Below are 21,333 nucleotides of genomic sequence, written 5' to 3' on the forward strand. Positions count from 1 at the left end.
ACAGCTACGCGGTCATCCCGCGATCGCTGGGCAAAACAGGGAACGGCAATTGCGTGTCCCCTTCAAGGTACCGATCTACAGCGGATGCCGCAGCCCGCCCCTCGGCAATAGCCCACACGATCAATGACTGACCACGGCCAGCATCCCCAACGACGTAAACGCCGGGAGTGTCGCTCTGGTAGTCAGCGTCGCGCGTCAGGTTGCCACGATCATCTGATCCGAGTGGCAGCTGCTTGTTGAGCAAGTCTGTCTCGGGACCAGTAAATCCGAGCGCGAGCAGCACGAGATCGGCCGGAATTTCGCGTTCGGTCCCCGCCTTCGGCACTCTGCGGCCATCGACGAATTCGGTCTCGGCGACCTTGATTGCACGCACTTCGCCGACAGAGTTAGTCACGAACTCAACGGTCGATGCCAAGTAGAGTCGCTCGCCGCCCTCCTCATGGGCACTGGACACCTCGAAGAGTGTGGGGGTCAGGGGCCACGGCTGGTGTTCTGGGCGCTCCGCCGGAGGCTGGACTCCAATGGCAAGGTTCGTAACGGAGAGCGCTCCTTGGCGATGTGCCGTGCCGATGCAGTCCGCTCCGGTGTCTCCACCGCCCAAAACCACGACGTGCTTGCCTTCAGCAGTGATTTGTTCGCTCACAGAGTCGCCGGCAACAACCTTGTTCGATTGAACGAGGTATTCCATGGCGTAGTGCACACCGAGAGAGTCGCGGCCGGGCACCGGCAAGTTGCGCGGCACCGTAGCGCCGGTAGCAACAACGACGGCATCGTAACGCGACCGCAGATCGTTCCACGAGATGTCGACACCAATGTTTACTCCAGCGCGAAAACGAGTTCCCTCAGCCTGCATCTGGGCAAGACGCAACTCAATGTGGCGCTTTTCCATCTTGAAGTCGGGGATGCCGTAGCGAAGCAATCCACCGATGCGGTCCTCACGCTCGAACACCGCAACCGTATGACCAGCGCGCGTTAGTTGCTGAGCGGCAGCCAAACCAGCGGGACCTGATCCAACAACGGCAACCGTCTTGCCCGTCAGCCGACCAGGAGGGTGTGGGGTGACATTGCCATCGGCAAATGCCTGATCAATGATCGAAACTTCAATCTGTTTGATCGTTACTGCTGGTTGGTTGATACCCAAAACACACGAACTCTCGCACGGTGCAGGACACAGCCGCCCGGTGAACTCGGGGAAGTTGTTCGTCGCGTGCAGCCGCTCAATTGCTTCGGCGCTCTCTCCCCGACGCATCAGGTCGTTCCACTCAGGAATTAAATTGCCAAGCGGGCATCCCTGATGACAGAACGGAATACCGCAGTCCATACAACGGCCAGCTTGACGAGCCAATTGACCCGACTCTTGCTGTTCGTACACTTCTTTGAAATCCATCAGTCGAAGACTGACGGGGCGTCGCTTGGGAAGCTCACGCTCTTGTACCTTGAGGAATCCCTTGGGATCAGCCACCGGTAACCTCCTTGATTCGCGCCCAAGTAACGTCCCCATCGGGGTCGAGTCCTTCGGCCAGTGCGGTTGCTCGAGTTTCGATTACTGCCGCATAATCGCGCGGAGTCACCTTCGTAAACTGGGCAGCCGTAGCATCCATATCGGCGAGCATTTTTTCGGCAACAACCGACCCTGTTTCGGCACGATGAAGTTCGAGCAGATCTTTCAGAATTTCTACATCAGCGCTGCCGAGTTCGCTCAAGCCCAGTTCGCCGGAGCTCAAAGACTCGGCGTTAACGCGTTCTTCACGCAATTGGTGAATGTACGCGGTGCCACCAGACATCCCCGCACCGAGGTTTCTCCCCGTCGTGCCAAGGATGAGTACGAGACCGCCGGTCATGTACTCAAGAGCGTGGTCACCAACGCCTTCCGCTACCGCAGTCGCTCCGGAATTGCGAACCATAAAGCGCTCGCCCACTTTTCCACGAATGAAGATGCTGCCGCTCGTGGCGCCATAACCAATAACGTTTCCCGCGATCACATTTGTCTCGGCGGGGAAAACACTCGCCAGATCAGGCCGGACAACGACCGAACCTCCGGACAGTCCCTTGCCGACATAGTCGTTGCTGTCACCGTACAGCTTCAACGAAATACCTGCCGGAACGAAGGCACCAAGTGATTGGCCCGCTGAACCATGCAGCGTGATGGTGATCGTGTCAATCGGCAGACCGTGCTCGCCGTGACGACGCGTAACCTCATGACCGAGCATCGTGCCCACTGCGCGATCAGTATTGCGCACAGGCAGATCGATCGAAACAGAGCTCTTGTTCTCCAATGCCGCGCGGCTGAGTTCAATAAGCTGCTGGTCGAAGTGCTCATCGAGTTCGTGATCTTGAGCCACCGACTGAGTGCGAGGCTCATCGTCAGCGAATACCGGTCCCTCAAATACTGGAGTCAGATCTAGGCCGTCAGTCTTCCAGTGTGAGATTGCCCGGTTCATGTCAAGCAGTTCGCTGTGGCCGATCGCTTCTTCCAGCGTGCGGAATCCTAGCTGCGCCAAGTATTCACGGACCTCTTGAGCCAAGAACTCAAAGAAGTTGACGATGAACTCCGGCTTGCCCGTAAAGCGTTCACGCAACTCGGGATTCTGAGTCGCGACACCGACAGGACACGTATCGAGGTGACAAACCCGCATCAGGATGCACCCAGACACCACAAGGGGCGCCGTCGCGAACCCGTACTCTTCTGCACCGAGAAGCGCACCGATGATCACGTCACGGCCCGTCTTCATCTGACCATCAACCTGAACCGTAACGCGGTCACGCATTCCGTTGAGCATGAGCGTCTGCTGGGTTTCGGCCAAACCGATTTCCCACGGCGTGCCAGCATGCTTGAGCGAATTCAGGGGGCTAGCGCCCGTTCCGCCATCATGGCCAGATACCAACACAACATCCGCTTTTGCCTTCGTGACGCCGGCCGCAACTGCTCCGATGCCTTTCTGGCTCACCAGTTTGACGTGGACTCGAGCCGACGGGTTCGACCGCTTGAGGTCGAAGATCAATTGCTTGAGGTCTTCGATCGAGTAGATGTCGTGGTGCGGCGGCGGCGAAATCAATCCGACTCCGGGTGTGCCGTGGCGCGTCCGTGCGATCCACGGATACACCTTGCTCGCCGGCAGCTGACCGCCCTCACCAGGCTTTGCTCCCTGAGCCATCTTGATTTGGATGTCGTCTGCATGGGTCAAGTACATGCTCGTCACGCCAAAACGGCCAGAAGCAACCTGCTTGATTGCGCTCCGACGAGAGGGGTCGAGAAGTCGTTCGACGTCCTCGCCACCTTCGCCAGTGTTCGAACGCGCTCCGAGTTGATTCATGGCGATAGCCAGTGTTTCGTGAGCTTCTTTGCTAATCGAGCCGTAGCTCATTGCACCGGTACTGAACCGCTTGACAATGCTCGCTACCGACTCGACCTCGTCGATCGGTACAGCCTCGCGACCCTCAGTCTTGAAGGCGAAGAGTCCACGCAAGGTCATCAAGTTTTCCGCTTGCTCATCTACTTGCGAGGTGTACTCACGGAAGATGTCGTAGCGACGCGTGCGAGTCGAGTGCTGAAGCTTGAAAACAGTCTCCGGGTTGAACAGATGCGGTGGGCCCTCACGGCGCCACTGATATTCTCCACCGGTGTTGAGACGTTCGTGAACCGTTGGCGCACGGTCCTCGGGATAAGCGGCAGTGTGACGTGCAGCATTTTCCCGAGCGATGGCATCGAGGCCCACGCCACCCAAGATGCTCTTGGTGCCAGTGAAATACTGATCGACGAACGCCTGAGAAAGACCGACAGCTTCGAAGGCCTGAGCTCCCGCATAGGAGCTCACTACCGAGATGCCCATCTTGGACATGATCTTCAACACGCCTTTGCCAAGCGCGGTGATCAGATTACGAACTGCCTTCTCGGCGCTCACATCAGTGATCGTGTCATTACGAACGAGCTCTTCAGCGGTTTCCATCGCCAGATACGGGTTAATTGCTGACGCGCCGTAGCCCACAAGAAGAGCCACATGATGAACCTCGCGCACATCGCCAGCTTCCACCATCAGCCCAACCTTCATGCGGTCATGCTGGCGAATCAAGTGATGGTGCACCGTAGCGACCATGAGCAGCGATGGAATCGGTGCGAGGTCCTTATTCGAGTCTCGGTCGGAGAGCACGATGAACTCTGCGCCATCGGCAATAGCCGCATCGGCCTCGGCGCACATCGCCGCCAACCGCGCTTCCATCGCTGATGGTCCAGCATCAACTCGATAGAGACCCTTAATGGTCGTCGCGAGGCGGGAGCCGGGATGCGGTTCGATGTGCTGAATCTTGGCCAACTCATCATTGTCGATTACCGGGAACGGCAGAGCGACCTGTTTGGCATGCTCAGGGGTCGCCGCTAGCAAGTTACGTTGCGGGCCAACTCCGAGACGCATCGACGTAACAACCGACTCACGAATCGAGTCGAGTGGTGGGTTCGTCACCTGCGCAAACTGCTGAGTGAAGTAGTCGAAAAGTAGTCGTGGGCGCTCCGAAAGTACCGCAATGGGCGTATCGGATCCCATAGCACCGAGCGGCTCTGCGCCCAACCGTGACATCGGTTCGATAAGAATGCGTACTTCTTCTTCGGTGTACCCGAAGGTGCGTTGACGACGAGTAACTGACGCCGGGGTATGCACGATGTGCTCGCGCTCCGGCAGCTCTTCGAGGGCAATTCGACCGCTCTCAAGCCACTCAGCCCACGGTTGCGATGCCGCAAGCTCTGCCTTGATCTCGTCATCCTCGATCAAGCGACCGGCCTGAGTGTCGACCAAGAACATCTTGCCGGGACGCAAGCGTCCCTTGCGAACAACCTTGATGGGATCGACGTCGAATACGCCGATCTCACTGGCGAGTACGACGAGTCCATCGTCGGTCACAAGGTAGCGTCCGGGACGAAGTCCGTTGCGGTCGAGCGTTGCGCCTACCAGCGAACCGTCAGTGAAGACGAGTGCTGCTGGGCCGTCCCAGGGCTCCATCAACATCGAGTGATATTCGTAGAACGCCCGACGGCGAGGATCTGCATCAACCTGGTTCTCGTACGCCTCGGGAACCATCATCATCATTGCGTGTGGGAGTGGGCGACCCGCAAGGTTCAACAACTCGACGACCTCATCGAAGGACGCTGAGTCGCTTGCACCGGGAGTATTGACCGGCAGGATGTCGTTAATATCTCCGAAAACCGCAGATTCGAGCTGCGATTGCCGTGCACGCATCCAGTTACGGTTGCCCTGCACAGTGTTGATCTCGCCATTGTGAGCGACCATGCGGAATGGCTGCGCCAAAGGCCACGAAGGGAAAGTGTTCGTTGAGTAGCGCGAGTGCACGAGCGCGAGCTTTGACGCGAAACGCACATCGGAAAGGTCAGGATAGAAAGGCTCGAGCTGGAGCGTCGTCACCATGCCCTTGTAGGTGATCGTTCGACAGGAAAGTGAGGGGAAGTACGCGTGCAGATCACGTTCTGCACGCTTACGGAGACGATACGTCTGGCGGTCGAGATGAATGCCGCGCAGCGTTCCTTTCAAGTCGACACGTTTGGACTGCAAAAAGAGCTGCTCAATAGCCGGCATTGCTCCGCGGGCGAGACTGCCGAGCTCATCGGGCTGGATCGGCACATCGCGCCACCCCAATACCGTGAGATCTTCCTCGGCAGCAAGCTTCTCGATGCCAGCTTTAACATCGTGACGGGCGGCGCTATCGAGCGGAAGGAAAACATTGCCAACGGCGTAACGGCCGTTGCTCGGCAGCTCAAAATCGACGACCTCTCGAAAGAAATCATCGGGAATCTGAGTCATGATGCCCGCGCCGTCGCCGGTTCCGGCGTCGGAACCGACCGCGCCGCGATGTTCTAGGTTACGAAGCGCCTCAAGCGCCGTCGTAATAATGTCGTGCCCAGGGGTGCCGCGAAGCGTCGCCACCATGGCGAGACCACAAGCATCTTTCTCATTGGATGGGTCGTACATCCCTGCTGCTGCTGGGATCGAACCAAAGCGTTCAAAGGGTGGGGTAACAGCCATGCCGTACCGTCCTCACGTTATTACTGGTGCGGAGAGGGACTTCAGTGGCCCAGAGAAAATTCAGCGCCCGATAGGGGCCTGAGGGGTATCGCCGCTTGTGGCGGACTATTTCGAAGCAGTGACAGGAGCGGACTCCTCGGCATCGTTGACGACTATGTCATGCTCAGAATACGTTTCATCGGAGTTTACAACACCATCGGCGGTCCACACGTGACCATCGACGTAGGCGCTCTTTTCGACACCAACGTGACGACGTGACTGCACAACGAAGAGAATAATGCCGAGGGCCACCGTGAAGATTGCGCCCCACACGTTAACTCTGAGTCCGAGATAAACCTCGCTGGGATCGATGCGAATCGACTCGAACCAGACACGGCCGACGCCATACCAAATCATGTACAGCGCCCATACCTTGCCCCACTGGAGGCGAATTGGGCCTGTAGCCGTGAAGACGGGGAGGGTGAGTCCAAGAACATGCTTCTTTACGAAACCGTATTGACGCTCCATTGTGAGCAAGAAGACGATGCCGACAACATTCCAGATCATTTCGTACAAAAAAGTCGGGTGGAACAGGGTATCAACGGGCAATCCTGCAGGGATTGCTGAATTTCCCGCCTCGATCTCGAGACCCCAAGGCAAATCAGTAGGCTGGCCGAAGAGCTCATGGTTGAAATAGTTGCCGAGACGACCAATAGCCTGAGCCAAGAGAATCGCAGGAGCGAGAGCATCCGCAAAGCTCCAGAACCGTATTCCGGTCATTCGCGCGCCAATATAGGCACCGACGGCTCCACCGATCAGCGACCCGAAAATCGCATTTCCGCCATTCCAGATACGGATGACTTCCCAGGGATCCGCGCCGTCATAGAAGTAATCGCCAGGGTGAGTCAACACGTGATACGCGCGCGCACCAACCAAACCGAGAGGCACAGCCCAAATGATGATGTCGAGAACAATCCCGGGTTCAGCACCACGATTAGTGAGCCGACGTGAAGTCAACCAGGTAGCCGCAATGATTCCCAGCAGAATGCAGATCGCGTAACTGTGGATCACGATCGCCTGGTTGGGATTGACGCCCAGACCGCTCAACCATTGGCCGAACGGAATTGTCGCGAGCGTCGACCATGAATCGGGCGGGCTCGGAATACTGAGGGGCACTAATGACAAGAGGGTCACCTTTCTGGACTGCGACTAAGCAAGCGTACCGGTCGAAAGCGACGCTGCCGTCTGTGCTACGGCGCTCACCCCGCCATTGGCCAAAGCGCTGACGAATACTGAGCCGACAATTGCACCATCCGCGTAGCTGAGCACCTCACGCACTTGATCAGCGGTCGAAATCCCCAGTCCAACGCACGCGCTCGTGGAACCCGCGTTTCGCAAGCGCGCAACCAGAGTTTTCGCTGCGGTATCGACATCAGAACGGGCGCCCGTAATTCCCATCGTGGAGACCGCATAGACGAATCCAGTGCTTGCCTCAACAGCGCGAACTAACCGGGCATCGCTGGACGACGGGGCTGCGAGGAAGACTCGGTCAAGACCGGTGCGGTCTGATGCCGCAATCCATTCTGCGGCCTCATCGCTAACAAGGTCAGGCGTAATGATGCCCGCTCCCCCAGAAGCCTTGAGTTCGTCTGCGAACCGATCGACCCCAAATTGCATGATCGGGTTCCAGTAGCTCATCAAGAGCACCGGTGCCGACACTCGCGACGTGATCTCCGCCACGGCATCAAACCCGTCTTGAAGCCGGAAACCATTAGCGAGAGCCTGCTGGGTCGCTTTCTGAATTGCGGGGCCGTCCATCACCGGGTCGGAGTATGGCAAGCCAAGTTCAATGACGTCGACACCATTCTCGGCGAGAGCAACGGCAGCCTCAATACTGTCGGCGATAGTCGGGAAACCGACAGGAAGGTATCCGATTAACGCACCTGAGCGATCACGATTCGCCTGGGCAATGGTGTCTTCTACGGTGCTCATTACTTTTCCTCCGCGCGGGAAGTAGCAGCCGAAGCCGCTTCCGCATCAATGAGGTCGAAGTATTCTGCAGCAGTTTCCATATCTTTGTCACCGCGGCCGCTGAGGTTCACCAAGATCACGGAGTCTGGCCCGAGTTCCTTGCCCAAGTTGATGGCCCCAGCCAACGCATGTGCAGACTCAATGGCGGGGATGATACCTTCGGTTCTGCTCAACAAGCGCAGAGCATCCATCGCCTCAGCATCGGTGATGGGCAAGTAGTCTGCCCGCCCGATATCTTTCAGCCACGAGTGTTCAGGGCCAACACCCGGATAGTCGAGGCCGGCAGAAATCGAGTGTGATTCAACGGTCTGGCCATCAGCGTCCTGGAGCATGTAGCTACGTGCACCGTGGAGGACCCCAGGGCGGCCTCGTGTGAGGGTCGCCGCATGACGTTCGGTGAGGTGCCCTTCTCCTGCCGCCTCGTAGCCATAAAGCGCTACGCCGGCATCATCGAGAAAGGCGTGGAAAATCCCCATAGCGTTGCTGCCACCGCCGACACACGCTACAACCGCGGTAGGAAGGGCGCCGGTGAGTTTCACAACTTGCTCGCGAGCTTCGTCGCCGATCACCTTGTGGAAATCCCGCACCATGACAGGGAATGGATGCGGACCAGCGACAGTCCCCAAGAGGTAGTGGGTGTCTTCGACGTTGGCAACCCAGTCGCGAAGTGCCTCGTTGATCGCATCTTTGAGGGTGCGCGAGCCCGCTGTCACGGGAATGACTTCTGCACCAAGCAAACGCATGCGCGCAACGTTCAGTGCTTGGCGTTCTGTATCCACTTCGCCCATGTAGACAACGCACGACATGCCAAACAGCGCTGCCGCTGTTGCGGTCGCTACGCCGTGTTGCCCCGCACCGGTCTCTGCGATGAGGCGAGTTTTACCTAGTCGACGAGCGAGCAGTGCTTGCCCGAGCACGTTGTTGATTTTGTGAGAACCGGTGTGATTCAGGTCCTCACGCTTGAGGATGATTCGAGCACCACCCGCGTGCTCCGCGAATCGCGGAACCTCGGTAATAATGGATGGCCGCCCGGTGTAACTAGCGTGCAACTCCGCAAGCTCCGCTTGAAACGAGGAATCGTTCTTCGCCTCGTTATAGGCAGCGTCGAGCTCATCAAGAGCGGCGATCAAGGATTCGGGGACAAAGCGCCCGCCGAACTCTCCGAAATACGGTCCTAGTTCATCTCTCAGCATTAGCAGTCCAAAAATTCTTGCAGGGTGGCAATGGGATCACCGGTAACGAGGGCTTCGCCCACGAGAACGACGTCAGCGCCTGCCTTGCGGTAGTGGGCGACATCAGCCGCAGACTTCACGGCAGATTCGGCAATGCGGATAACTCCGCTAGGAATCTGATCGGCAAGCTCGCCGAACAGGTTCTGATCGAGTTCGAAAGTGCTCAGGTTTCGTGCGTTGACGCCGACCAAGCTGGCCCCAACGTCCAAGGCCCGCGAAACCTCGTCAGCAGAATGCGTTTCGACCAACGGCGTCATGCCCAATGAGACGATCAAGTTGTAAAGGTGCTCGAGAGTCTTCTGGTCTAGAGCAGCAACAATGAGGAGCACGAGGTCAGCACCAGCAGCGCGAGCCTCAAACACTTGGTAAGGCTCGGCGATAAAGTCCTTGCGCAAGACCGGAAGTCGCACAACAGCTTTAACCGTCGTGAGGTCCTCAAGGGAACCTCCGAATCGACGCTGCTCGGTGAGCACACTAATCGCACTGGCGCCGCCGGTTTGATAGGACAACGCTAGCGATGCCGGATCGCTGATTTCCGCTAACGCACCGCGAGATGGACTAGACCGTTTGATCTCAGCGATGATGTGCACACGTTCGCGCGGCGACAGAGCCTCAAGGGCATCCAGAGCCGGAAAAGCATCTGCAGCAGCACGCTCTACCTGAGCGAGACTGACAGCCTCACGACGAACGGCGGCATCTTCGAGCGCGCCGTCGACTAAATCGGAGAGCACTCTAGTTGTGGGGCTCGACGGTGAGCTTGTCGCCACCGACGCCGTAACCGAGTTTGCGCAGAATCTGGCCAACGATCAGGCCGACAACGACGAGCCCTGCCGAGGCAAACACGAGCCACGGCACATTGAACCAGAATGCGAGCGTTCCGATTGTGAACGCGACCAACATGATGACGACGGCAGTCCATGCCGCTGGAGAGTTTCCGTGGCCGGGGTCAGTATCAGTACTCATCAGGCTCCATTCTTTGCTGATCCTAAATTCTAGCGGGAGTAAGGCTCGTGGTTGTGCCACTCAGCTCGCAGTTGGGTCGATTCCCCGACTCTGAGCGTCCCATTGAGATGCTGGATCGTCGGCAACGACTGCTGTCGCACGATCGTATTTCTTAGTGGGTGCAGGCCAACGGTGGGCCGAAATCGTCGCGAACAAACCCACAACGACAATGAGCCCGCCAGCCACTATCGCCGGTATCGGCCAGCCGCTGACACTGACAGTGTCGACTAAAGACCGAAGCGACTCATCGCCACTGATTCCGGTGGCATCCGTGATGAGTGCACTAGAGGAATGAAGCGGATCGGCGATTGCTGACTGGCTCACGGCCACAATGATTGCACCAACACCGGCGGCAAGAACTCCCAGCACGCGCCGCACGATCACGGAAGAAAGACTGAGTGCCGCAACCAGCGCAAAGATCGATAGCGCCAGAGCTGCCAGCGAACCGGCAGCATCACTTCCGAGCACGTCAACTCTTGAGCCTTCATTCAGCGCGATCGTAAACCACTGTTGAGTCCAGGAGAGCATCACGGTCGCGCCCAAAATTACGAGAGCAGCGAGCACGATCGATCTGGAGCGTCTCACGATCACGAATTCAGCCGCCGCATCGCATTGGCCACCGCGACGGCGCGCAGTGGAGCCGCCGCCTTGTTCTTAGCTTCCTGATGTTCAGCAGCAGGGTCCGAGTCGGCCACCAGACCAGCGCCAGCTTGCACCCGCGCCATACCATCGACGATCGTGACCGTGCGAATGGCGATCGCGAGATCAGCATCTCCAGCGAAGTCGAAATAGCCAACCACTCCCCCATACACGCCGCGCTGAGCAGGCTCGAGCTCGTCGATAATCTCCAGCGCGCGGGGCTTGGGCGCCCCAGAAAGCGTTCCTGCCGGGAACGTGGCACGGAATACGTCGACGGCTGAAGCATTCGGCGAAAGGTCGCCCTCAACTGACGAGACCAAGTGCATGATGTGGCTGAAGCGTTCCACCTGCATAAACTCGGTGACGGCCACAGTGCCGGGAATACAGACCTTCAAAAGGTCGTTGCGAGCCAAATCGACAAGCATGAGGTGTTCTGCGCGCTCTTTCGTATCGGCGAGCAACTCTTCAGCAAGTTCGAGGTCGTGTTCAGTGTCCACTCCGCGCGGGCGCGAGCCAGCGATCGGATGCATGTGCACCCGTTTTTGCGACACCTTGACGAGCGCTTCGGGGCTGGCCCCGACAATCGAGTATGGGCGACCAGAAACATCGACCAAGGAAAGCAGGTACATGTATGGCGATGGGTTGAGCGTACGGAGCACTCGATAGACATCGAGAGGACTCGCACTAAGTTCGTGATCGAAACGCTGCGAGATGACGACTTGAAATACGTCACCTTCACGAATGAACTCTTTAGATTTGGCGATGGCCTGCGCATACTCATCAGGAGTGGTTCGAGGAATTGGGCTCGGCTCAATCTCGATGTCGACCTCTGCGAGATACGCTTCGGTCGGTCGAGCAAGCCCAGTCTGCAAAACGTCGAGTCGAGTTTGCGCTTCCGTCCACATCGTCGCGGAATCAAGAGTTCCATCGTTGAGCGCCGTGGATATGAGCAACACTGTGCCATTGCGGTGGTCGAGCACAACGAGATCGGAAACGAAGCTCAGTGCTTGGCTCGGAACATCGAAATCGGCGGGCGGAGCATCCGGAAGGTTCTCTAGTTGTCGGATCGCTTCCCACCCGATAAAGCCAACGAGGCCGCCGGTGAGAGGCGGGTGGCCGGAAACTCTTGGTGTCTTCCATCGTTCGTTGAGGTGCGCTAGAGCCTCTAGCGGGGCTGTGGGGCAATCGTTGCCGAGAACTCTCTCCCTCGACAAGCCGTAGTCGATCCACTCAACGGACTCTTCGTTGTGCGTAAGCACACCAAAGCTCGCTACGCCGACGAACGAGAATCGAGACCAAATGCCACCCTGGCCCGCCGATTCAAGAAGAAAAGTACCTGGCTTGGCCTGCGCAAGTTTGCGGTACACGCCCACTGGCGTCTCACCGTCAGCAAATACTTGACGGATGACCGGAACGACCCGGTTTCCTGCCGCTACGAGGCGCTCAAATTCCGCGTGGTCTGTCGTGCTATTCATTAGAGAATCCCTGAACGGGAACGAGCGGGTCGACCTCGAAACAGGAGTGAGTTCCGGTGTGGCACGCCGGTCCGACCTGCTCGACACCTACGAGAAGTGCATCTCGGTCACAATCGAGGGCTGCCGTCCGAACGAACTGAAAGTGGCCGCTGGTATCACCCTTGCGCCAAAGTTCTTGCCTGCTTCGGCTATAGAAAGTCACTCGACCCTCAGTCAATGTGCGGGTCAGTGCTTCCGCATTCATATAGCCAAGCATGAGTACCTCTTTGGTATCCCACTGCTGAATAATTGCCGGCAGCAGGCCGTCAGGCGCGAACTGTGCCCGCTCAAGAACATCGCTAATGGTCGCCAGGGTGAGTTCGTCGCTCATCGCGTAACCAATCCATGATTTCGAAGTGACTCTTTAACATCGCCGACAGTCAGTTGGCGATTGTGGAACACGGATGCCGCAAGCACGGCATCGGCACCGGCGGCAATTGCCGGGGCGAAGTGCTCCACAGCACCGGCACCACCACTGGCGATGACGGGCACGGTCGCAAATTCGCTAATCGCCGAGACCAGCTCAAGGTCGAAACCCTGTTTGGTGCCATCTGCATCGATGGAGTTGACGAGCAATTCGCCGGCACCACGGTCCATTGCCTCGCGGGCCCAGTCGATCGCATCTCGATCGGTCTCAGTTCGACCACCGTGGGTGGTCACGATCCAGCCATCGCCGCGGCGTTTAATATCGAGACTCAATACGAGTACTTGAGCACCAAAACGTCGCGCAATGTCATCAATGAGCTGCGGTCGAGCGAGGGCTGCACTATTGACGCCAACTTTGTCTGCGCCATGGGCAAGAAGCTTGGAGACGTCGTCGGGTTCCCTGACTCCCCCACCAACAGTCAGTGGGATGAAGATCTGTTCCGCTGCTGAACGGACAACATCGTACATCGTCGCGCGACCTTCTACCGTCGCCGTGACATCCAAGAAGGTCACTTCGTCAGCGCCCTGGTCGTAATAGCGGCGGGCGAGCGAAACGGGATCTCCCGCGTCTCGAAGATCCTTAAAGTTGACGCCCTTGACGACCCGGCCGTCGGCGACGTCGAGACACGGAATGACTCGGACTGCGACAGCCACGACTAAATCCTCGCAGCGTGGATGGTGCTGACGAGAATCGCGCGTGCGCCAACGGCGTAGAGCTCGTCCATGACGTGGTTGGTGTCGGTGCGTCGAACCATCGAGCGCACTGCAACCCATTCGGGATCCTGCAACGGAGAGACTGTAGGGCTCTCGATACCGGGAGTCACTTGCGTAGCGGCGTCAAGAAGTCGAACAGGAACGTCGTAGTCGATCAGCACATACTGTCGAGCCACAAGAACTCCCTGAAGGCGGCGCTGAAGGGTGGCGACACCATCTCCGGATGCCGTGCCGGAGCTAATGAGAACGGCGGTGGAATCGAGGATGACCGGTCCGAAGATTTCGAGGCCCTGAGCGCGCAACGTTGAGCCAGTGGACACGACGTCGGCAACGGCATCCGCTACTCCAAGGCGGATCGCGGACTCGACGGCACCATCGAGGCCTACGAGCTCTGCCTTTACTCCGTGACGCTCAAGAAACGCACCAACGAGTCCCGCGTAGCTGGTGGCTACCCTCACTCCATTGAGATCGGAGAGTTCAGAAAAGCGGCCGGGCGTTCCGGCGAAACGGAAGGTGGATCCCCCAAAATCAAGGCTCGCAATTTCCACAGCAGGCGACTGCGAATCCAAAAGCAAGTCTCGGCCAGTGATCCCAACGTCGAGAGCGCCGGATCCAACATAGGTAGCGATGTCGCGGGGGCGGAGGTAAAAGAACTCAACGCCATTGCGTTCGTCACGTACGTTCAGCGCGCGGGGGTCCCGGCGACCAACATAACCAGCTTCCGACAGCATTTCGGAAGCGGTATCACTCAGTGAACCCTTATTGGGCACTGCAACTCTTAACATGTCAACTCTCAGTCAGTTCGCGCGAAAAGGGGTGTGTTGGCGTCAGAGATGTCGCCACACGTCGTCGGGCGTTAGCCCCTTGGCGACCATGAGAACCTGGAGGTGATAGATCAACTGAGAAATTTCTTCAGCAGTCTCTTCGTCAGACTGGAATTCGGCGGCCATCCATACTTCAGCGGCCTCCTCAACGATCTTCTTGCCGATCGAGTGCACTCCAGCATCGAGCAAGGCTACCGACCCTGACCCTGCTGGGCGTTCGACCGCTTTGCGGCTTAGTTCTGCAAAAAGTTCGTCAAAGTCTTTCACAGGTCAAGGGTACCGCCCCGAAGGACGGTCCCCTGCCGTTTTGTGAGATGCAGCTCTGGAGCTAGTTCGTGCCGAGAAGGTCGATCACGAAGGTCAACGTGCGACCAGACAATTGGTGTCCTCCGCCAGCGAGGCCGTATGCCAAGTGAGGAGGGCAAATGAGCTGACGACGTCCGCCAACTTTCATCCCGGGGATACCTTCTTGCCATCCGCTAATGAGAGACGTGAGAGGGAAGTTGATGGACTGTCCGCGGCTCCATGAAGAATCGAACTCCTCGCCGGATTCGAAATCTACGCCCAAGTAGTGAACGTCAACGGTGGCACCCGCAGTTGCTTGGGCTCCGGTTCCTTCTTCAATATCGATAATGACAAGCTCAGTGGGCGCTTCGCCCTCATAGAACTCGACCTCTGGCTTAGTTTTTCCTGAATCGCTCATAGGACTAGTCAACCAGACCCGATCGCTTGCCGGCGACTAATGACGGTGTGCGGCTGCCCGTTCGCGCAGTTCTGACACTCGAAGTGATGGATCGGATCCACGATAAACGGATGACCCCGCAACAAAAGTGTCCGCACCAGCCGCAGCGGCAATTTCGATGGTTCGTTCATCGACCCCTCCGTCGACTTCCAACCACACATCGAGGCCACGCTTATCGACGAGTTCACGCAACTGGCGCAATTTGGGCATCGTCTCTTCCATGAAGCTTTGCCCACCAAAACCAGGTTCAACGGTCATCACCAGTACCTGATCGAATTCCTCAAGAAGTTCGAGATACGGCTCGATCGCCGTCCCCGGTTTAACCGCGACACCAGCACGCGTGCCCTGAGATCGGAGCGTGCGCGCGAGCGCAACAGCATCCCTAGCGGCTTCGGCATGGAAGGTGACCGCAAAAGCACCCAAGTCTGCATAGTCGGGAGCCCACCGTTCTGGGTTCTCAATCATGAGGTGGATGTCGAGCGGGATCGGCGACACCTGCTGGATTCGTTCAGTCATTTGTAGCCCAAACGTGAGATTAGGCACGAAATGGTTGTCCATGATGTCAACGTGAACCAGATCGGCGTTTGAGATGCGAGAAATATCACGCTCGAGATTGACAAAATCGGCGGCGAGGATGCTGGGACTAATGCGTACGGACATAGCGAGAGCCTATCTAGGAGTCAGCCTTCACGAGCAGCTGAATGAACATGGCGTCGGTACCGTGACGGTGCGGCCACAACTGGACATGGGTGGCATCCGGGAGATCGAGCTCATGTACCGTGACTGTGCGAATTACCGCAGGAGTGTCCATTTTGGTCACATTCGGAACTTTGCGAAGCACAGACCCGACAATCGCTTTCGTCTCAGCAGCGTGAGGCGAACACGTCACATAAGCAAGCACGCCGCCTGGCTTGAGAGCATCGAGTGCCGAATGAAGCAGCGCCGTCTGCAGCGCGCCAAGTTGGGCAACATCACCCGGCTGCTTTCGCCACCGAGCCTCCGGGCGGCGACGTAGTGCCCCAAGACCAGTACATGGTGCGTCGAGCAAGATGCGGTCAAATTGGCCAGGATGTTCGCGGCCAATCTCGACACCATCCTTCTCCCAGACCTCAGGAGGTGAATCGAAAACCGCAAGGGCATTTCGCACGAGCTTTGCGCGGGCAGGAACGAGCTCGTTAGCGGTCAGCTTCGCGCCACCGATGAGCGCCTCTGCGGCAAGCAACGCTGCTTTGCCGCCCGGACCAGCACACATATCGAGCCACGACTCGCCAGCAACGATCGGACGCGCCCGACTCAAAGCCAGTGCAGCCAATTGCGAACCCTCGTCTTGCACACGTGCTCGCCCCGAAGCCACTGCAGTATTCTTGCCAGGGTCACCCTCGCGAAGGGTGCCACCGACCGGCGAATACTCAGCGACCGTCACACCAATCTGAGTGGCATCCGCGAAGCCTGGTAGCGCGACAACGGAAACTCGTGCAGGAACGTTATCGGCAGCCAATAGTCCCTCAAGCTCAGCCTCACGACCCTCGGCAACCAATACCTGACGGAAGGCACGGGTCACCCACAACGGATGCGAATACGCCAGCGCCAGAGCCTCTTCCCCTGACGCAGCCGAACCGATCACTCGCTCACGCCAGACGTCTGGTTCGTGCTTCGTAATGGCACGCAATACCGCGTTCACAAAACCTACCGCCGAGCGGGAACCGATCGTCTTAGCCAAACGGACCGACTCGTCGACAGCAGCATGCGACGGGATACGCATCGACAACAACTGATGAGTTGCGAGCCTCAGAACATCAAGAACCGGCGGATCAATCTTTGCGACAGCACGACCGGCAGCCTGCTCAATTACCGCATCGTAGTAGCCCTGCATGCGGAGAGTCCCATAGGTCAGCTCAGTGGCAAGTCCCGCATCCGCTGTCGACAGCTTCGCGCGCTCGAGATGAACCGGCAACAACAAGTTGGCGTACGCATCGGACTCGCGCACCGCCATAATGACATCGAGCGCGACTCGACGGGCTGACTGTGCGTAGCTCACGAAGCCACCACCTCTGATTCTGAATTCAGGCCGCGCCACCAGGCTGCGGCATCCATTGCGTTGCGCCCCTCCGGATGAACCCGGAGAAGCTCGATTGGTTCTGAGGCTGTGCCGACAAAAACTTTTTTGCCGACGAAATTGATGTGGCCGATCGGGAGAGCGGGGGTTTCGCGGGCGATCGCCGCGTCAAGTACTTTCAGTCGCTTGCCGTCTACCTGAGTAGATGCGCCGGGCTCAGGGGTGACGCCTCGGATTTGGTTGTGCACGTCTTGAGCACCCTGCGACCAGTCGATACGACCGTCTTCTAAAGTCAATTTGGGGGCAAGTGTGATGTTGCCGGACTGTGGTTCGGCGTGAGCTGTTCCCGCTGCCAAAGAATCGACCACAGTCGAGAGAAGAGTTGCACCGGAGAAAGACAGTTGTTGCAGAAGGGCACCCGCTGTTTGCTGCGCACCGATGGGCTCGGTCATGGTGGCAAAAATATCCCCAGCATCAAGCTTCTCAACAAGTTGGAATACAGTCGCGCCGGCGACCGTATCGCCGCCCATAATGGCTCGTTGAACTGGCGCGGCCCCTCTCCACTGAGGAAGCAGCGAAAAGTGCAGGTTGATCCAGCCAAGGCGGGGAATGGTCAACACGTGCTTGGGGACTAGTCCTCCATAAGCAACGATCACACCGAGGTCCACATTGAGCGCCTCAATTGACTCACTCGCCGTGTCGTCAAGGCGGTTTGCCCGGATAACCTCGACTCCGGCCTGTTCCGCTCGAGCGGCAACAGGCGTCGGGGTCATCACACGACGGCGCCCCTGAGCAGAGTCAGTCCGCGTGAGCACTGCCGCAACCTCGTGCTTGCTCTCTAGCAGCGCGTCAAGACTGGGTACAGCAACGTCGGGGCTACCGGCAAAGAGGAGTCGCAACGAAGTCATCCACCAATTCTCTCGTGAAAATACGGAAGCTTTCGCACTCTTGCTTTATAGATCCACAAATGGTTCGAGATCGTCAAGGTGAACACGCAGTCCGGGTGGTGGCTGGCTCGCTCGTGGCACACCCGGTTTGCGGTTGCTGCGCGACACTGTTGTGGCCGCGATAACGAGGGCCTTGAGTTGTTCGGCAATCGCCGAACCGGCCTTGTAATCGAAACGGATGATCGTGCGAACCACCCCGTCTGCAAGATCCACTGGCCCAAGAACATCAAGCGGTTCGACGTGCAGCTTCTCGATTGCGTCAGTGATGAGATCAACCTTGCCGGTGAGGGTGGCGACACGAATCGCCGGCGGAAACCTCAACTCTCGGCGGTCGGCAAGCTCAGAACTGGCAAAATCCTCTTGACGCCACGTCACCAACGCGGTGGCCAGCGAACCACCAACCCCAACGATCACAGCTGGAGCACCGTCGGCGGCCAGCGAGATGGCGTTCGACCACCAGCGGAGACAATCCTCCGATACCCTCAAGCTTTCGCGGGCGAGCATCCCGGCACCGTCAAGGAGAAGCACCGCACGGTAGCCGCCCGCGGCGACAGGCTCAGCACCCCGAGTGGCAATGACCAATGATGGTTCAGACGAGACCGTGAGCACTTGGTGATCGCCGTCTGCCACGATCACGCGATAGCCCGGAAACGCTCGGCCCAGTTCATCAGCCGTGCGGGCGCTGCCCGAGCCGACCATGCGCAATCGCGTCCCGTCACATTCACGACAGCGCCACTTCACGGCTAGCGCTCCACACCAGACGCAGCTTGGGGTCGCTGAAGCCGAACGCTGCGCAAGCGGGCCGGCGCAAGTTGTGCACCGCGCTGACTGTGCACAATCAGTACAGGCGAGCCGTGGCGCATAGCCAGGGCGCGCGACCTGCACAAGAACTGGGCCCTCATCGAGACCGGCACGCGCCGCCTTCCACGCCGACGACGGGATGCGGGCTATCGCCGCCAGTCGATCCTGACTTTCCTGATTCGCCGAAGGGATTACCTTCGGTGGACGGATTCCCCCGGGATTCAGTGAGACAAGCCAGCCGACTTCGACGAGTCGCTGAACTTCTGTGCTGCGGGAGTGGCTCAGAAACACCAAGGCGCACTGTTGCTGCTCCTGACGAAGCAGCGCGGCATCCCGCGTATGGATGTATGGCGAAAGATTTTCGCTGTAGAGCGAATCGCCGTCATCCCAGATCACGATCAATCCCAGGTTTTTCGCCGGGGCGTACACCGCAGATCGGTTGCCGACGATGACATACGGAGAGTCGTCGTGGGTTCTCAAGAAGTTTCCGTAGCGACGCTGCACGCTCTGGCGCGCATCCAGCCTCAGAATTCGGTCGTCCGGGATAAGCGCAGCAACGGCAGCCTCAAGCTGCTCCTGATCACGAAAATCTGGCGTCGCCAGAATCGTTGTCGAGCCACGAGCGAGCGTCTGAGCGGCCAACTCAGCCATCGTTACAGCCCACCGACCAACCCACGTGCCTGGAGAAACTTCAACGACCCCGGTGGGAGCCGACAGCGCCGCCCTCTTGTTCGTTGTCAGAAGCGTCGTGACAGATTCTGCGTGGAAATAGGTGACCGGCAGCGGCTGCCCTGAGGGCTCAAACGTCACGGTCGCAGGATCAGGAAGCAATTTTTCGGCGCGAGCGTGGCGCTTCGGAATTCCTAGACGCAACACATCAGCTGCGTTTCCTGCGGCGCGATCTGCTGCAGCGCGAGCGAGCGTCCACACTTCTGGAGATAAGACAGGAAACGGCGAAACAATCGAATCGAGTTCGCTCAACTTGCCGGCGTAGTCGACAGTGTCTGTTAGTTCGACAATCCAACCCTCGACCAAGCGGCCGAGGGTCTTGAGCGGAGCCTTGACCCGAACACCAGCGCGCGCTTCGTGACGAAGATTCTCGGGAATCGTGTAATCGAAAAGCCTGTCAAGTTGCGGCAGCGGAGAGTCAATGAGCACCCGTGCGATGGATGCTTCAGTCATCTCTAGAGCCCGGCGGCCCTGCGAAGAGCCTCAACGCGGTCGAGTCGTTCCCACGTGAACTCGGGAAGCTCACGACCAAAGTGGCCATAGGTAGCCGTCTTGGCGTAGATCGGGCGAAGAAGATCCAGATCTCGGATGATGGCGCCAGGTCGTAAATCAAATACCTCGTGAATCGCACCAAGAATTGCCTCGTCTGAAACGTGGCCAGTGCCGAACGTTTCGACATAGAGGCTCACCGGAGCCGCGCGGCCAATCGCGTAAGCAATCTGGATCTCGAGGCGATCGGCGAGGCCAGCAGCAACAGCATTCTTTGCTACCCAGCGCATGGCATACGTCGCCGAGCGGTCAACCTTCGACGGATCTTTACCGCTGAAAGCTCCCCCACCGTGACGCGATGCCCCACCGTAAGTATCGACAATCACCTTGCGGCCAGTGACGCCAGCGTCGCCCTGAGGGCCACCGATCTCAAATCGGCCACTCGGATTAACGATCGACTGCAGGTTCGAAAGATCAAGACCCGAGCTTTCAGCAATCGGGCGAACCACAAGCTCTTCGATCTCCGACCGCAACTGAGCGGTCGAAATGTGAGGCGAGTGCTGCGTCGAGAGAACAACAGTCTCAATGCTGCGCGGGATGTCACCCTCGTAACCGACGGTGACCTGTGTCTTGCCGTCCGGCCGCAGATAATCCACGAGACCGAGCTTGCGAACTTCCGCGAGCCGCTCAGCCATCCGGTGGGCAAACCACACCGGTGCTGGCATCAACTGAGGAGTTTCGATCGTGGCGTAGCCAAACATCACGCCTTGATCGCCGGCGCCGAGAACATCAAGTTTGTCGCTCGAGTGTCCCTCGCGAGTCTCCAATGCGACATCTACGCCCTGAGCAATATCGGGCGACTGAGCGCCAATCGAAATTGACACGCCGCACGATCGGCCGTCAAACCCTACTGCTGAAGAGTTGTAGCCGATCGCTGAGATGCGATCTCGAACGATTGCCGGAATGTCCGCATAGCCGGATGTCGTAACCTCACCGGCAACATGAACAAGACCAGTCGTGACGAGTGTCTCAACCGCAACACGAGCGTTGGGGTCTTCCTCAAGCAGCGCATCAAGAATGCTGTCGCTGATCTGGTCACAGATCTTGTCGGGGTGTCCCTCGGTAACGGACTCCGAGGTGAAGGTGCGCAGGGGCGAAGTCATAAGCCGTCTCCGGTAG

Annotated in this window: 19 protein-coding genes; all 19 read right to left on the minus strand. The window is 58.3% G+C overall.

Translation table 11 applies throughout. The annotated features are described in order from the left end of the window. Positions 1 to 4: 4 nt before the first annotated feature. Positions 5 to 1,462: a glutamate synthase subunit beta gene (locus AC1ENN_RS07310; protein ID WP_480405748.1), complete on the minus strand. Its 1,458-nt coding sequence runs from the start codon at positions 1,460 to 1,462 to the stop codon at positions 5 to 7. Beyond that, positions 1,455 to 6,029 (minus strand): glutamate synthase large subunit, encoded by a 4,575-nt coding sequence (gltB, locus tag AC1ENN_RS07315; RefSeq protein WP_480405749.1) that lies wholly within the window; start codon positions 6,027 to 6,029, stop codon positions 1,455 to 1,457. Before gltB ends, AC1ENN_RS07310 begins: the two co-directional genes overlap by 8 nt. Positions 6,030 to 6,134: 105 nt before the next feature. Next, on the minus strand, positions 6,135 to 7,184 hold the full coding sequence (gene lgt, locus AC1ENN_RS07320; protein ID WP_480392169.1) for a prolipoprotein diacylglyceryl transferase: 1,050 nt from the start codon (positions 7,182 to 7,184) through the stop codon (positions 6,135 to 6,137). Positions 7,185 to 7,217: 33 nt separating this feature from the next. Then, positions 7,218 to 8,000 carry a tryptophan synthase subunit alpha gene (trpA, locus tag AC1ENN_RS07325; protein ID WP_480390787.1) on the minus strand — a complete coding sequence of 261 codons (783 nt, stop codon included), beginning with the start codon at positions 7,998 to 8,000 and terminating at the stop codon, positions 7,218 to 7,220. Then, the gene (gene trpB / locus AC1ENN_RS07330; protein ID WP_480390788.1) at positions 8,000 to 9,232 is read right to left on the minus strand and encodes a tryptophan synthase subunit beta; all 1,233 of its coding nucleotides are present in this window, start codon (positions 9,230 to 9,232) and stop codon (positions 8,000 to 8,002) included. Before trpB ends, trpA begins: the two co-directional genes overlap by 1 nt. Beyond that, positions 9,232 to 10,002 (minus strand): indole-3-glycerol phosphate synthase TrpC, encoded by a 771-nt coding sequence (trpC, locus tag AC1ENN_RS07335; RefSeq protein WP_480405750.1) that lies wholly within the window; start codon positions 10,000 to 10,002, stop codon positions 9,232 to 9,234. Before trpC ends, trpB begins: the two co-directional genes overlap by 1 nt. A 1-nt stretch (position 10,003) precedes the next feature. Further along, entirely contained in the window at positions 10,004 to 10,234 is a 231-nt protein-coding gene (locus AC1ENN_RS07340; protein WP_449646708.1) for a DUF6704 family protein, read from the minus strand. Between the two features lie 60 nt (positions 10,235 to 10,294). Continuing rightward, positions 10,295 to 10,858, minus strand: coding sequence for a Trp biosynthesis-associated membrane protein (locus AC1ENN_RS07345; protein ID WP_480390790.1), 564 nt, complete (start codon positions 10,856 to 10,858; stop codon positions 10,295 to 10,297). A gap of 2 nt (positions 10,859 to 10,860) precedes the next feature. Further along, positions 10,861 to 12,387, minus strand: a complete 1,527-nt coding sequence (locus AC1ENN_RS07350; protein ID WP_480405751.1) for an anthranilate synthase component I — start codon at positions 12,385 to 12,387, stop codon at positions 10,861 to 10,863. Then, positions 12,380 to 12,757: a phosphoribosyl-AMP cyclohydrolase gene (gene hisI / locus AC1ENN_RS07355; RefSeq protein ID WP_449646711.1), complete on the minus strand. Its 378-nt coding sequence runs from the start codon at positions 12,755 to 12,757 to the stop codon at positions 12,380 to 12,382. The genes AC1ENN_RS07350 and hisI overlap by 8 nt, the downstream gene beginning before the upstream one ends. Then, entirely contained in the window at positions 12,754 to 13,506 is a 753-nt protein-coding gene (hisF, locus tag AC1ENN_RS07360; protein ID WP_449646712.1) for an imidazole glycerol phosphate synthase subunit HisF, read from the minus strand. Before hisF ends, hisI begins: the two co-directional genes overlap by 4 nt. Before the next feature lie 2 nt (positions 13,507 to 13,508). Further along, positions 13,509 to 14,351 (minus strand): ATP phosphoribosyltransferase, encoded by an 843-nt coding sequence (hisG, locus tag AC1ENN_RS07365; RefSeq protein WP_449646713.1) that lies wholly within the window; start codon positions 14,349 to 14,351, stop codon positions 13,509 to 13,511. A 42-nt stretch (positions 14,352 to 14,393) separates the two neighbouring features. Next, complete coding sequence (locus tag AC1ENN_RS07370; protein WP_449646714.1) at positions 14,394 to 14,657, minus strand: phosphoribosyl-ATP diphosphatase; 264 nt, start codon at positions 14,655 to 14,657, stop codon at positions 14,394 to 14,396. A 61-nt stretch (positions 14,658 to 14,718) separates the two neighbouring features. Next, positions 14,719 to 15,093 carry an FKBP-type peptidyl-prolyl cis-trans isomerase gene (locus AC1ENN_RS07375; protein ID WP_480405752.1) on the minus strand — a complete coding sequence of 125 codons (375 nt, stop codon included), beginning with the start codon at positions 15,091 to 15,093 and terminating at the stop codon, positions 14,719 to 14,721. Between the two features lie 36 nt (positions 15,094 to 15,129). Beyond that, entirely contained in the window at positions 15,130 to 15,792 is a 663-nt protein-coding gene (rpe, locus tag AC1ENN_RS07380) for a ribulose-phosphate 3-epimerase (protein WP_480405753.1), read from the minus strand. Positions 15,793 to 15,805: 13 nt separating this feature from the next. Then, on the minus strand, positions 15,806 to 17,170 hold the full coding sequence (locus AC1ENN_RS07385; RefSeq protein WP_449646717.1) for an RsmB/NOP family class I SAM-dependent RNA methyltransferase: 1,365 nt from the start codon (positions 17,168 to 17,170) through the stop codon (positions 15,806 to 15,808). Continuing rightward, positions 17,167 to 18,087 (minus strand): methionyl-tRNA formyltransferase, encoded by a 921-nt coding sequence (fmt, locus tag AC1ENN_RS07390; RefSeq protein WP_449648176.1) that lies wholly within the window; start codon positions 18,085 to 18,087, stop codon positions 17,167 to 17,169. The genes AC1ENN_RS07385 and fmt overlap by 4 nt, the downstream gene beginning before the upstream one ends. A 54-nt stretch (positions 18,088 to 18,141) precedes the next feature. Beyond that, positions 18,142 to 20,118: a primosomal protein N' family DNA-binding protein gene (locus AC1ENN_RS07395; RefSeq protein WP_449646718.1), complete on the minus strand. Its 1,977-nt coding sequence runs from the start codon at positions 20,116 to 20,118 to the stop codon at positions 18,142 to 18,144. 2 nt (positions 20,119 to 20,120) lie between these two features. Next, entirely contained in the window at positions 20,121 to 21,317 is a 1,197-nt protein-coding gene (gene metK / locus AC1ENN_RS07400; protein WP_449646719.1) for a methionine adenosyltransferase, read from the minus strand. Positions 21,318 to 21,333: the final 16 nt, after the last annotated feature.

The organism is Rhodoglobus sp. G.S.23, from assembly GCF_056675935.1.